The following is a 13054-nucleotide window of genomic DNA, read 5'->3' as shown; positions in this document are numbered from 1 at the left end:
GACGTCGTTCAGAGGGGACGCGCGTCGGCCTCCGTGGGGGCCAGCGGTGTCACCGTCACCTGGTCGATGACGGGAGCGTGCGCGGAGCGCTGACCGAACTCGTTCCTGGTGTCGCCCGCGAAGTCGGGGAGTTCGTCGGCGGTGAAGGTCAGCGTGTTGAGGCCCGGGCGCAGGGTGACCGGTATCGACAGGTTCCAGAAGTTGTTGAAGTGGAAGGTGGTGGGGAACAGGACGCGGTGCGCGGGGCCGCCGTTGACGGAGACGTCGGCGTGGCGGCAGACCGGGTCCGGGTTGTAGTGCGTGGACGGGGGCTGCTCGCCGTTGGAGTAGCGGATCGTCAGCGCGTGGCGTCCGGCGCGGTCGGCCGTGACCGTCAGGGTGAGGGCGTTCGCGGGTCCGGCGCCGACGCCGTCGACCGCCTTGCCGCCCGTGGCGTACGGGTGTCCGGTCACCCTGGCCGCGCCGGTCAGGACGCCTTCCTCGGCCGCGTACGAGGTGGTGGGCAGCAGCCCGCGCGAGGGCGCGATCCGCAGTCGGTCGACGATCAGTCGGTCCGAAGTCCCGGTCACCGTGACCTTGTTGACGCCTCCGGCCAGGAAGAGCGGTACGGCGCCGCGCTCGACGCGCCCGACCTCCTCGCCGTTGACGCTCAGCACACCCTCGCCGGGCCCGAGGACGTCGACGGTCACGGAGGCCTCGCCGTCGTCGGCCGCGTACGCCCAGAAGGTGACGGTGCCGCCCCGCGGCAGCACGGCGACTCCGGGGCCCGAGGCGCCGCGGTGCGCGTGGCTCACCCGGGCGCCGCCGCGGAGGTCCGCGAACTCGGCGTCGTACAGAGCGGTTTCGTCCTCCTCCCGCAGGACGAGGTCCAGCTTGTCTACGGACGCGTCGCCCTTGGTGACCCCGAGGTCGGGGTCCTGGGCGGCAAGGGTGATCCGGTGGCGGCCCGCGGTCAGCTCCACCCGGGTGTCGGTGTGACCCCACACCGCCGGCTTGTAGCCGAGCGGCAACCGCAGTTCGCGCGGGTCCTCGCCGTCCACGCGCAGGAAGACGTTGGTGGGACCCTGCTCGCGCACCAGGTCGGCGAGGTTGTGGGAGCCGGCGAACACCATGAGGTCGTAGGTCCCGTCCTGCGGGACCTCGACGTCGAAGGCGAGCACGCCGTCGGAGCCGGTGCGCAGACCGCCCACGTGGTAGCCGCCGGAGGTGGCGAACCGGTCGACGGCGGACGGGGACCCCTCGGGCCCGCTCTTCGAGTAGCCGCCGCCCGTGTAGGCGGCGTCCTCGGCCTCGTACGTGCGCCTCCAGCGCACCGCGGACGGCAGGAGTGCGGCCCCGTTGCCGCCCGGTGACAGGATCACCTGATACGCGGACATCGCGTCGAGGCCGGTCGGTCTCAGCGTCACCTTGCCGTCCACGACCGGCAGTTCCTCGTCCCGCAGCCGCAACGGCTGTGCACAGTCGCCCACTTGGCCCGACCAGGGAAACTCCACGAGGCGCGCGTGGACCACGGCCCCGAACACCTCCGCGTCCACGCCCTCGAACACGATGTCCGCCGTACCGTCCGCGCCCCCGAACAGGGCCCTGGCCTGGCGCTTGTCCCGGTCGAGCGTGGCCACGCCCTGGAGGGTGTACTGCACGTTGGGGTGCGGGGCGACGACCCGGACGGTGTTCCCGGTCAGCTGTCCGTAGGCGTTGTAGAGCCACCACTGGCCGTTGGCCCTGTTCGCCTCCACCGCCGAGTCGTTGAGGTTGCCGGCGATGTTCCAGTAGGCGAGGTCGGCGTCGACCTTCGACTCCTCGATCGCGGCGATCCACTGGATCATCTGGCCGGGGACGGAGACGTGGTAGTTGTGCGCGTACTCGTTGATGTTGACGGGCAGCGGGCCGATGCCCAACTCCCGCTCCAGCTGCCGGTACTCGGCGATGTTGGTGCGGACCTCGGCGGGCGAGGACAGCTCGTGCCAGGTGACGATGTCGGGCAGCACGTCGTGCGCCTTCGCGAACTCCAGGAACCCTCTGACCTCGGGGTACAGCACGCAGGTGTTGGGTCCGGCCACCCGGGCGTCCGGGTCGAGGTCCTTGATGAGGCGGTAGGCGGCTTCCCAGGCGGCGAAGTAGGGGGCCGGTTCGGTCCGCCAGGAGACCCCGTCGTAGCTCCACTCCCCCTCGCCGAACATGTTGCCCTCGGGTTCGTTGAACGGCACGTACACGACGTGGGACCTCAACTCCCCCAGGGCCAGGACGTGTTCGACCTGGCGACGGATCACGTCCAGGTGCCCGGCGAGCCGCTCCTCGCCGGTGGCACCCGGCCACTCGTACGGAAACCCGCGGTAGAAGTCGGGCAGGTAGACGTAGACGTCCTTGCCGCCCGCCGCGACGAAGGGCGGCAGGATCTCCAGGGCGTCGCCGCCGGGGTGCTGGGTGCCGTCCTGGGCCTTGGTCGTCACCGTCCGCGGGTACATGCCCTCGACCACGACACGGCTGGGCACACCGTCGCCGTAGAGGCCGTAGAGCGTGCCGCTCGCTCCCCCGTGGAAGGGTCCGGTCTCGGTGCCGAGGTCGATGGTGAGCTGGTCGGGGGCGGGGCCTTCGGCTGTCACGGCATCCATCCTTCGTTCGGCATCTCGTACGACGATCGATGATCCGCACCGACCTGGACGAACGTAGGAAGCGCGGGTCGACCGCGTCAACAGGCAGCAGGTCCCGAGACTTCCAGAACCGCAGGTCGCAGGCGTCAGGCGCGCAGCACGCCCAGGCTGCCCTCCAGGCGGCCGAGCAATTCCCCCAGCCGGGCGGCGAGTTCGTCCCGTGCCTCGGGGGTCAGGACGGACAGCACGGCCGTCTCGTACTCCAGCTGCTCGGGCAGGATCCCGTCGACCAGCTCGCGGCCGGCCTCGGTGAGCCGGACGTGGGCGACGCGCCGGTCGCGGGTGTCGCCCCGGCGCTCCACCAGGCCCCGTTCGGTGAGCTGCTTGAGGCGCTTGGTGACGGCGGCCCCGGAGGAGAAGGTCTCGCGGGCGAGGTCGCCGGGGGTGAGTTCGTGACCGGTGCGGCGCAGCGCGCCGAGCAGGTCGAACTCGGGACGGCTGAGCCCGGCCCGGCGCAGCGGGGCGTCCTCGGCCTGCTGGAGGAGGGCGGCGCAGCGGTTGACGCGGCCGATGATCTCCATGGGGCCGGTGTCGAGGCCGGGGTGGACGGTCTGCCACTGCCGGACGACGGCGGCGACGGTGTCGGTTCTCGTCGGGTCCGCCGGTCGTCCGTTCGGTGCCGTCATGCGCGTGCGCCCTCCGCTCTGTGGTGCCGGACCGTCGCGGCGAGCGTACGGTGTGCGGCCTGTTCGGCGTGCACGACCCTCTCCTGGGGCAGGTCCCGCTGCCACCATTCGCCGGACGCGGCCTCGACGGTGGCGCGCAGGTCGACCAGAGCGGTGGCGAGGCCTCGGCGGGCGCCGTCCAGGGCGCCGGGAGCGGGATGCGGCTGGGCCAGGAGGCGGGCCGCGCGTTCCCGGGCACGCTCCACGGCGGCCAGCGACTGCTCGACCCGGTCGCCCGCGCGCCGGTTGGTGACGGCGATGGCGGCGACGAAGCCGACCAGCGCCCCGACGAGGGTGTCCAGGACCCGTTCGGTGATCAGCCTGCCGGGTTCCTGGTATCCGGCGAACTCGGTGATGAGCAGGGCCATCGGGGTCACACAGACGCTGCCGAGCAAGTAGTTGCGGGCGATGAGCGCCTCGGCGCCGAAGTTGAGGGCGAGGCAGCACAGGACGAGCGCGGCGGGCCCGAGGTGGGCGAGCGGGACGACGGCGGCGAACACCAGCACCCCGACGAGGTTGCCGACGACCCGCTGGACGCCCCGGCTCCAGGTGAGGGTGACGTTGACCTGGTAGAGGGAGGCCGCGGTGACCAGGGCCCAGTAGGGGCGGCCGACGCCGAGCGCCAGGGAGGCGTAGCCGGCGAGGGCGCAGCCCAGGGCGGTGCGTACGGCGATCGGGGCGAGCATGCGCCACACCGGGTGGGCGGGGGCGGCGCGTTCGATCTCCACCCCGAGGAGTTCGTCGTCGTACGGCGCCCGCGGGACCGCTGCCGTGCCGCGCAGCTCGCGGGCCCAGGCACGGAGTCGGTCCGGGTCGGCGTCGGCGGGGGCGGCGAGGGCGACCTCGGCGCGGACGACGAGGCGGCCGAGGGCACGCCGGGTCCCGGAGCGGGATCCGGCCGACAGGAGGGTCTGCCAGGCGGCCTGGACGGCGGCATGGGCGGTCCCGCTCGCACGGGCGCGCGGGTTCTCGGCGTACGCGGCGGCCGCGTCCAGGGCACGGGCGGTGGCCCGCCGCTCCGGGCCGTGCGGCCGCAGCAGGCCGGGGGCCATCCCCACCAGCCAGGCCCAGGCGCCCGTCGCGAGGGCCAGGGCGAGGTGACCGGGGACCTGGCCGAGGCCCTGCGGGGCGAACAGGGCGGCGGAGCTGATGAAGGTGAGGACCACATGGCCGGGCGGGCCGATCCGGGTCGCGTCGCAGAGCGTCTTCTGTACGGCGGCCACCAGGGCGCCGACGGTGACCAGCACCACCGCGCTGCCGGTGAGCGAGGCGGCGACCAGGCCGACCCCCAGACCGGCGACCATGCCGAGCACCACCCAGGCCAGGGCGCGGGCCCGGGCGGCGTAGGGGCGGTTGTGGGCGTACAGCGCGCACAGGGACCCGGCCATGGTGTACATCGCCAGGTCGAGGCGGCCGAGGGCCAGCAGGGCAAGGTTGGGCGGGGCGACCGCGACCACCACGCTCAGGGCGGGCTTGAACCAGATGTCGGAGGGCCTGCCCAGGCGCAGTACGCCGGCCAGCGGGAGGGCGCGTACGCGCGGGGTGTGGGGGCGAGGGGTCGCACTGCTCATGTGGCAATACTTTAGCAGGTGTTTTACCTGTAAACGATACTCGGACCCTCCCCGTGACCTGCTGTGCTCCGTCGCACGCTCCCCGCGTACACCCTTGCGCTCGATTGCGCGCCGCACGGCCCGGGCATGCCTTGCCCGACCGTCGAGCGGGGAGGTGGGCGTGCACGGACCGGCTTCGCCCGGCTGGCTGCTGGTCGCGCTCTGCGCGGCGACCGGGGCGTACTGCCTGCTGCGGATGCGCAGCAGCGTCGAGGAACAGCGCCGGGCCGCGGGCGGTGAGGCGCTGATGGGCTTCGGGATGGCCGCGATGGCCGTACCGGCTGCCGTGTTCACCCCGCCGACTTGGGCCTGGCCGCTCTGCGCGGTGGTGTTCGGCGGGGCCGCGGTGCGCGCGCTGTGGGCGGCGCGCACGAGCACCCCTCACCTGCACCACCTGGTGGGGGCAGCGGCCATGGTCTACATGGCGGTGGTGATGGCGGCCTCCCCCGGACACCACGGCGGTTCGGGAGTGCCCGTGGTCACGGGCGTACTGCTCCTCTACTTCACGGGATACGTCCTGCTGTCCGGCGCCCGCCTGATACCGGTGACCGACGGTGGCGGCACCGGCGGCTGGGGCGACCGTCCCGAACTCTCGCGCGCGTGCCGGTTGTCGATGGGCATCGCGATGGTGGCCATGCTGCTGACGCTCTGACACGCGCGGGGACGCGCGCCTTGCTCGGCCCGAGGGTGCACCGGTTGCGGGTGTGGCCGACGGCCGCGGGCGCTCGCGGGCCGCCAGCCGAACTTCTGACGCGAGCACCGGTGTTGCCGCTCTGCGAGAAGCCATGAGTTCTGCTCGTGTCGCCGCGGAGCAGGAGCGGGGTGACGGCCGGGTGCGGTCCGCGTGCGGTCCTGGTGCGGTCCGTCCGCCGAAGCCGGGACGGGACGGTGCCGGGCGGGCGGGCATACACCCGCGGAGGACAGGGAACCCGGCAACGGACCGTCCAGCACGCCCAGCCCCGGAATTCGCCTCACACCACATCGGTCGGCGAGGATCGCACTATGCACACCCAGTCCGTCGACGCCCCGCCCCGTCCGCCGGAGCACCGGACCGCCGCCCGTGCGACCGGTGTCCTCGCCCTGTGCTCGGCGCTGCTGCTCGTCCTGGTCCTGGCCGAGTGGCATCCTCTGCTCACCGTGGACGACGACATCGCCGACACCACCCACCGGTGGGCGGTCGACGAGCCCGGACTCACCCACGCCTTCCGCATCCTGACGGACTGGGTCTGGGACCCATGGGCGATGCGCATCCTCGCGGCGGTCGCGGCGATCTGGCTGGTGTGGCGGCGCAATGCCCGCTGGATCGCCGCATGGCTGGTGGCCACATGTGCGCTGGGCACACTGGTCCAGCAGGTCCTGAAGGCCGCGGTCGGCCGCGAACGCCCCGTCTGGCCCGACCCCGTCGACACCGCGCACTTCGCGGCCTACCCGTCGGGCCACGCCCTGACGGCCACGGTCGTGTGCGGTCTCCTCCTGTGGCTCCTCCACCACTACGGCGTCGGCCGCGCGCTGTGGTTCACGGCCCTGGCACTCGCCGTGATCTCCGTCGTGGGCGTGGGCCTCACCCGCATCTGGCTGGGCGTCCACTGGCCCTCCGACGTGCTCGGCGGGTGGGTCATGGGCGCGATGCTGGTGTCCCTGGCGGTGCTGGTCCACCAGCGCTACCGGCCGTGAACGACGGCCCGGACCGGGTCTACGGCTACGTGGGCCCGCCCGAGCTCCGCTCGTCGGTACGGCCGGGCAGCGAGGGCCGGACCATCCGCTCCGCCGCCGAGCTCGACAGCTGGCTGTCCGGGCGCGGCGCGGCCGAGACCGCGGAGCCCTTCACCTTCGTCGTCGCCCTCGACGGCTTGCTTCGGCTCGCGCCCCGCAGGAGTGAGCACGTGGCCTGCGCGGGCGGCGCCGATGTGCTGGCGGCCGGTGAGATGGGCTTCGCCCCGGCCGACGGCCGCTGGGCGGTGCACGAGGTGACCAACCACTCCACGGGCTACTGCCCGGATCCCGGTTCGTGGCGGGCGGTCGGGAGCGCTCTGGACCGGGTCGGCGTCGCACATCCCGGCCGGTTCACGCACGAAGTGGTGTTCCGGCGCTGCGAGGGGTGCGGGGAGCGGTCGATCGTGCGCGAGGCGGATTTCGTCTGCGTGTTCTGCGGGGCCCAGCTGCCCGTCGAGTGGAACGCGGGCACGTAAGATCATCGTATGGCTGCCGTCCTGTTCGACTTCTCGGGGACCCTCTTCCGTATCGAGTCCACCGACTCCTGGCTGAGGGCTGTCCTCGACGAGGCGGGACTCACCCTCGCCGAGGCCGAGTTGACGCGGGCAGTGCGCGAGCTGGAGCACGTGGGGGCGTTGCCCGGTGGAGTGGCGCCCCGGGTGGCGATGCCGGACGAGCTCGCCGCCGTGTGGGGCGTCCGGGACGAGAGCGCCGAGCTGCACCGGGCCGCCTACACCGGGCTCTCGCGGCTCGTCACACTGCCGGACCCGGCCCTGCACGACGCGCTGTACGACCGGCACATGCTCCCCGCCGCCTGGCAGCCCTACCCCGATGCCGCCGAGGTGCTGCGCGCACTCCGCGAGCGCGGGATCAAGGTGGGCGTGGTCAGCAACATCGGCTGGGACCTGCGTCCGGTGTTCCGCGCGCACGGGCTCGATCCTTACGTCGACGCGTATGTGCTGTCCTATGAACACGGCATCCAGAAGCCGGACCCCCGGCTGTTCAAGACCGCCTGCACGGCGCTCGGCGTCGAGCCCCGGGACGTCTTGATGGTCGGCGACGACCGGCGGGCGGACGGCGGCGCGGCGGCCCTGGGCTGCGGCGTGCACTTCGTGGACCATCTGCCGGCGGCACAGCGGCCCGACGCGCTGCGGCCCGTCCTCGATCTGATGGGCTGAGACCGCGATCGGCGCCCGCAGTCGATGCCCGCTCGCCCTCAAGAAAGTGTCCGAAAACGGGGTGGCCACCCCGCCACGGTGGTCGCCTGAGGACACCATTGGGGCTTGTGCTCGCCCACCCTGGACGATCCCCCGCGTCGCCCAGAGCAGGCGGCAGTCCCGACCAGGCCTTTTTCGGACCGGTCCGGACGCACTGAGTATAGTTGGCTGAGAGCCAGTCAACGCAGGAGTTCCAGCATGTCCCCGCGCAGCGCCTCGGTCAACGAAGAGCTGCGCCGTCGTTCCCGGGAGCGTCTCCTGCAGGCGGCTCTGGAGCTGGTCTCCGAGCGCGGTTACGAGGCCACGACCCTCGGCGACATCGCGGACCGGGCCGGTTCGGCGCGCGGTCTGGTGTCGTACTACTTCCCCGGCAAGCGCCAGCTCGTGCAGTCCGCCGTGCACCGGCTCATGCACCGCACGCTGGAGGAGGCCCTGGAGCGCGAGCCACGGACCGAGGACGGCCGGGAGCGGATGGCCCGGGCCATCGACGCGGTCCTGGGCCTGGCCCGGGACCGGACGGTACTGATGCGCCAGCACATGGCGGGCCTGCTGGACAGCGTCGGCTTCGTGGAGTGCCCCGAGCAGCAACGCCTCGCCGAACTGCTGCGGGAGACGATGGAACGGCACGGTTCGCAGACGGTGGAGACCGACTATCCGATGCTGCGCTCCCAGCTCATGGGCGCGGTGTACGCGATGGTGCTGCCGAACGTCCCGTTGCCGATGACGACCCTGCGCGCGGAGTTGTTCACGCGCTACCGGCTCGACTGGGAGCAGGGCGTCCCGCCGGGCACCGAGGTGCCCGGCGGAACGCACGACACGGATCTGTCGCGTTTCTTCCGGACGGGCGACGAACCCGGGGGTCAGTCGAAGTAGTCCGGCTGCGTCTGGACGTTGAGCTCGCCGAGCCGCACCTTCCTGGCCGCGTCCGTCCGCTTGTCGGCGATCTTCAGGACGTCGAAGCCCTTGGCGATGTCGTTGGAGTAGATGTAGCCGTTGTAGTAGTACGCCGACCAGGAGCCGGCGGTCGTCAGCCGCTCGGTGGTCACCGGACCGCGCTCGAAGTAGCCGATCTCCTTCGGGCGCGAGGAGTCGGTGAAGTCCCAGACGGAGACACCGCCCTGGTACCAGGCCTGGACCATGATGTCCCTGCCCTTGACCGGGATCAGCGAGCCGTTGTGGGCCACGCACACCTCGACGTCCGCCTGGTGGCGGGGGATCTTGAAGTAGCTGCGGAAGACGAGCTTGCGCTTGTCGCCCTTGCCGACGATGTCGTAGATGCCGTCGGCACCGCGGTTCGGCCCGATCTCCGCGTTGCAGGTGGCCGCACCGCCGCCGCCCAACTCGTCGGTGAAGACGACCTTGTTCGCCTTCTGGTTGAAGGTCGCCGAGTGCCAGAACGCGAAGTTCACGTTGTCCTGCACCCGGTCGATGACCTTCGGGTTCTCCGGGTCCTTGATGGAGAACAGGATGCCGTCACCCATGCAGGCGCCCGCCGCCAGGTCCTTGTCCGGGAGCACCGTGATGTCGTGGCAGCCGGTGGTCTTGGCGACACCCGGGTTGGTGGGCGAACCGGGGTTGCCTCCGCCGTCCGGGCCCTCGCCGGGGAAGAGCACCGGGAAGCCCACGACCGCGGCCTTCTCCGGGGCGCTCCGCGGCACCTTGATGACGGAGATCCCGTCGTGCGGCGGCTGGCAGTCCGGGTAGGTGGCGTTCGGGGAGTACGAGGAGACGTAGATGTAGACGTTCCTGCGCTCGGGCACCAGCGTGTGGGTGTGCGAGCCGCAGGCGGTCTCCACGGCGGCGACGTACTTGGGGTTCCGCTTGTCGCTGATGTCGAAGACCTTCATGCCCTCCCACGACGACTTCTCGGTCGCGGGCTGGGTGGTGCTGCTGCAACTGCTGTCACTGCGCGAGGAGTCGGTGGAGAGGAACAGCAGGTTGCCGGAGACGGAGATGTCGTTCTGCGAGCCCGGGCAGAGCACCTGGGCGACGGTCTTCGGCGCCTTCGGGTTGCTGATGTCGAAGATGCGGAAGCCGTCGTAGTTCCCGGAGAAGGCGTACCTGCCCTGGAAGGCCAGGTCCGAATTGGTGCCGGGCAGCGCGTCCTTGGGGATGTTGACGAGGTGCTCGATGTTGTCGGAGTGGACGATCTCGTCCTGGCCGGGTATCTCGCCGTCGGCGATGGCCGCCTTCACCTCGGCCTCGGTGCTCTTGGACACCCCCTTGCCCGCCGCCGGGCCGTCCCCGGGGTCGGGGGTCGCGACGGCGGGACCGGCGGTCAGCAGCGCGGCCAGGAGACCCGCGGCGGCCGCGGCAACTCCCAGACGTCTGTGCCGGGTTCGGGACTCACTCAACAGGATCACTGTTTTCCTCCCTGTGCCGTTCATGTGGAACGGTTCACGCGTCACCGCAGTATCGTCTTCACCATGCACAGATCAACAGGGGGCAACGAACTCGTCATGAAAGGACCACGGGTGACCACTGTGCTTTTCCGCCGCGCTCCGTACGCGACGGCCGCCCTGGCCGCACTGGCAGCCCTGGCCCTCGGGGGCTGCGACTCCGACGCGGACGCGAAGTCCGCCTCGGCGACCGGGCCTTCGGTGCTGGCACCCGGCAAGCCCGGTGAGGCGAACCGCACGTTGTCCGCTGAGGACGCCCAGGAGCAGCGGACCGACGACGACACCCCGAACGCGGCGGACGTCTCGTACGCGCGGATGATGATCACGCACCACGCCCAGGCCCTGGAACTGACCGAACTCGCCCCGAAGCGGGCCGAGTCGGCGAAGCTCAAGGCCCTCGCCGAGCGGATCTCGGCCGCGCAGGGGCCGGAGATCGACGCGATGAGGGCCTGGCTGAAGGACCACGGCCAGTCCGAGAAGGGCGAGGGCCACACGCATGTCGCGATGCCCGGCATGGCCACCGAGGCACAGCTGAAGAAGCTGCGCGCGGTCAAGGGGAAGGCGTTCGACGAGCTCTTCCTCACCCTGATGATCACTCATCACGAGGGAGCGATCACCATGGCGACGGATGTGAAGGGTCAGGGCAACAACATCCGGATCGAGGAGATGGCGGACGACGTGGTGGCCCAGCAGACGAGCGAGATCAACCGCATGCGGAACATGCTCTGAACGGACCGGCCGACCCGACCGTCCGTCTCAGCGCCGTGCGTGACGTGGCGTCAGATAGCCCGCGTCGCGCGCCTGGGAGATGAGCCTGAGCGACTTGCGGCGGCTGTGCCCGGTCGCGCACATCACGGCGAGGACCGGGTCGACGCCGTCCTCCTGGGCGGCCCGGTACTCCTGCGCCACCAGCCACCGCCCCTCCGGTCCGCGCGGCCACGCGGGGCGAGCACGTCGCGGTCCGCCCGCCTCGGCCTCGGCTTCCGTCGCGGGTTCCCTTCCGGGAAGCCTCCCGCATGCCTCGAACAACGGCCCTTCGATCCAGTCCGCGAGCGCGCCCAGGTCGTCCAGCGACAGGGCCGGCACCGCGCGTACGTCCTCCAGCAAGACGCCCCCCTCGGCCACCACGGCGAGCGCGTCGACCCGGGCGCCGTCGGAGAAGACCAGCCGGACGGTGAACCACGCCATCGCGCCGTCGTCCTCCCGCACTTCCCACGCGGGCCACACGGACACGCTGCCGTCCGTCGGACAACGATCAGAAAGATTAAGAAAGGATGCTTCTAGCACACACGCAACGTAACCGCATGATCACATTCCATACGAACGGACACGCGTGCCCGGGCCACTGCGGCACCCTGTCAGAGCAGCACCGAGGGTGCGATCCTGGAGGTGTCAGCGACTCCTCTCGTAAGGAGTTCCGCCGTGCTGCGTGTCGCCGTCGTCGGCTCCGGGCCCAGCGGGTGCTACACCGCCCAGAGCCTCGTCCAGCAGGACCCCGACGTGCTCGTCGACGTCCTGGACCGGCTGCCGTGCCCGTACGGCCTGGTGCGCTACGGAGTGGCACCGGACCACGAGAAGATCAAATCGCTCCAGAACAACCTGCGGACGATCCTGGAGCACGAGCGGGTGCGGTTCGTCGGCGGTGTCGGGATCGGCCCCGGCGGGGTGCCGGCCGCGCGGCTGCGCGAGCTGTACCACGCCGTCGTGTACTGCGTGGGCGCCGCCACCGACCGGCATCTCGGGATCCCGGGCGAGGAGCTGCCGGGAAGCTGGTCGGCGACGGAGTTCGTGTCCTGGTACAGCGCGCACCCCGACTCCACGGCCGACGGTTTCGTGGCCGGCGCCCGGTCGGCGGTGGTCATCGGTGTCGGCAACGTCGCCGTCGACGTGACGCGGATGCTGGCACGCGGGACGACCGAGCTCAGCCCGACCGACATCCCGCATCCGGCACTGACCGCGCTGGCGGCCAGCCGGGTGAGGGAGGTCCACATGGTGGGTCGGCGGGGTCCCTCCCAGGCCCGTTTCACCACCAAGGAGCTGCGCGAGCTGGGTTCACTCCCGGGCACCGAAGTGGCCGTACGTGCGGAGGAGTTGGCGCTGGATCCGGCGTACCTCGACCCCTCCGCCCTGTCCGCGCCACAGCGCCGGAACGTGGAGGTGCTGCGCGGCTGGGCGGCCACGGAGTCGCGGCCGTCCTCCCGGAGGATCTCGTTGCGCTTCTTCCTGCGTCCCGTCGAAGTCCTCGCCGACGGCGGTCGCGTGGGCGCGGTCCGCTTCGAGCGGACGGTGCCGGACGGACGCGGCGGCGTGCGCGGCACCGGTGAGTTCGAGGAGATCGAGGCCCAGTTGGTGCTGCGCTCGGTGGGGTACCGGGGCATGCCGGTGGAGGGGCTGCCGTTCGACGCGGAGAGCGGCACGGTGCCCAACGTCGACGGCCGTGTCGTGCGCGGCGGTTCCCCCGTCCCGGGCGAGTACGTGGCCGGCTGGATCAAGCGCGGCCCGACCGGCGTCATCGGCACCAACCGCCCGGACGCCAAGGAGACGGTGACCTCGCTGCTCGAGGACGCCCCCGGACTCGTACACGAAGAACTGCCCGGGGACCCGCTGGACGCCCTGCGGGCGGAGGGGATCGAACCGGTGGAGTGGGCCGGTTGGTGCGCGATAGAGCGAGCGGAGGCGGAGCTCGGTGCATCCCTGGGCCGAGGCGTGGTGAAGCTCCCCGACTGGCAGTCCCTGATGAACGCGGTGCGGGGAAACGTCCACTAGGGGCCCGCCAAACCACGGCGGGCCCGTACCGGG

General features: G+C 71.6%; 12 protein-coding genes. 7 read left to right on the top strand and 5 right to left on the bottom strand.

All coding sequences use genetic code 11. The features are described 5' to 3' along the window. Positions 1-8 precede the first annotated feature (8 nt). The 3 genes from ABZ098_RS16355 to ABZ098_RS16345 all read right to left on the bottom strand — a co-directional run bounded on the left by ABZ098_RS16355 (position 9) and on the right by ABZ098_RS16345 (position 4887). Positions 9-2612, bottom strand: coding sequence for a cellulosome protein (locus ABZ098_RS16355; protein WP_356591495.1), 2604 nt, complete (start codon positions 2610-2612; stop codon positions 9-11). A gap of 125 nt (positions 2613-2737) precedes the next feature. Then, positions 2738-3277: a MarR family transcriptional regulator gene (locus ABZ098_RS16350; protein ID WP_356591493.1), complete on the bottom strand. Its 540-nt coding sequence runs from the start codon at positions 3275-3277 to the stop codon at positions 2738-2740. Beyond that, positions 3274-4887, bottom strand: coding sequence for an FUSC family protein (locus ABZ098_RS16345; protein WP_356591491.1), 1614 nt, complete (start codon positions 4885-4887; stop codon positions 3274-3276). Before ABZ098_RS16345 ends, ABZ098_RS16350 begins: the two co-directional genes overlap by 4 nt. A gap of 160 nt (positions 4888-5047) precedes the next feature. Here ABZ098_RS16345 and ABZ098_RS16340 point away from each other — a divergent pair, with 160 nt between their 5' ends. The 5 genes from ABZ098_RS16340 to ABZ098_RS16320 all read left to right on the top strand — a co-directional run bounded on the left by ABZ098_RS16340 (position 5048) and on the right by ABZ098_RS16320 (position 8729). Next, positions 5048-5578: a DUF5134 domain-containing protein gene (locus tag ABZ098_RS16340; protein ID WP_356591489.1), complete on the top strand. Its 531-nt coding sequence runs from the start codon at positions 5048-5050 to the stop codon at positions 5576-5578. Between the two features lie 350 nt (positions 5579-5928). Beyond that, positions 5929-6600 carry a phosphatase PAP2 family protein gene (locus tag ABZ098_RS16335; protein WP_356591487.1) on the top strand — a complete coding sequence of 224 codons (672 nt, stop codon included), beginning with the start codon at positions 5929-5931 and terminating at the stop codon, positions 6598-6600. After that, the gene (locus ABZ098_RS16330; RefSeq protein WP_356591485.1) at positions 6597-7115 is read left to right on the top strand and encodes a hypothetical protein; all 519 of its coding nucleotides are present in this window, start codon (positions 6597-6599) and stop codon (positions 7113-7115) included. Before ABZ098_RS16335 ends, ABZ098_RS16330 begins: the two co-directional genes overlap by 4 nt. A gap of 9 nt (positions 7116-7124) precedes the next feature. Next, positions 7125-7817 (top strand): HAD-IA family hydrolase, encoded by a 693-nt coding sequence (locus ABZ098_RS16325; protein ID WP_356591483.1) that lies wholly within the window; start codon positions 7125-7127, stop codon positions 7815-7817. Between the two features lie 237 nt (positions 7818-8054). Beyond that, positions 8055-8729 carry a helix-turn-helix domain-containing protein gene (locus ABZ098_RS16320; protein WP_356591481.1) on the top strand — a complete coding sequence of 225 codons (675 nt, stop codon included), beginning with the start codon at positions 8055-8057 and terminating at the stop codon, positions 8727-8729. Here the strand turns inward: ABZ098_RS16320 and ABZ098_RS16315 are convergent. Next, positions 8717-10219, bottom strand: a complete 1503-nt coding sequence (locus tag ABZ098_RS16315; protein ID WP_356591479.1) for a hypothetical protein — start codon at positions 10217-10219, stop codon at positions 8717-8719. The genes ABZ098_RS16320 and ABZ098_RS16315 overlap by 13 nt on opposite strands. Before the next feature lie 96 nt (positions 10220-10315). On the opposite strand from ABZ098_RS16315, the gene ABZ098_RS16310 reads away from it, so the two are divergent. Next, entirely contained in the window at positions 10316-10984 is a 669-nt protein-coding gene (locus ABZ098_RS16310) for a DUF305 domain-containing protein (RefSeq protein ID WP_356592317.1), read from the top strand. A 27-nt stretch (positions 10985-11011) separates the two neighbouring features. Here the strand turns inward: ABZ098_RS16310 and ABZ098_RS16305 are convergent, their stop codons facing one another. After that, positions 11012-11488: a DUF6214 family protein gene (locus ABZ098_RS16305; RefSeq protein WP_356591477.1), complete on the bottom strand. Its 477-nt coding sequence runs from the start codon at positions 11486-11488 to the stop codon at positions 11012-11014. 189 nt (positions 11489-11677) lie between these two features. Between ABZ098_RS16305 and ABZ098_RS16300 the strand changes: the two genes are divergently transcribed. Further along, positions 11678-13021: an FAD-dependent oxidoreductase gene (locus ABZ098_RS16300; RefSeq protein ID WP_356591475.1), complete on the top strand. Its 1344-nt coding sequence runs from the start codon at positions 11678-11680 to the stop codon at positions 13019-13021. The last annotated feature ends 33 nt before the right edge of the window (positions 13022-13054 follow it).

The organism is Streptomyces sp. NPDC006335 (assembly GCF_040612795.1).
GTDB lineage: Bacteria > Actinomycetota > Actinomycetes > Streptomycetales > Streptomycetaceae > Streptomyces.
This window is presented reverse-complemented; position numbering and strand designations above follow the sequence as displayed.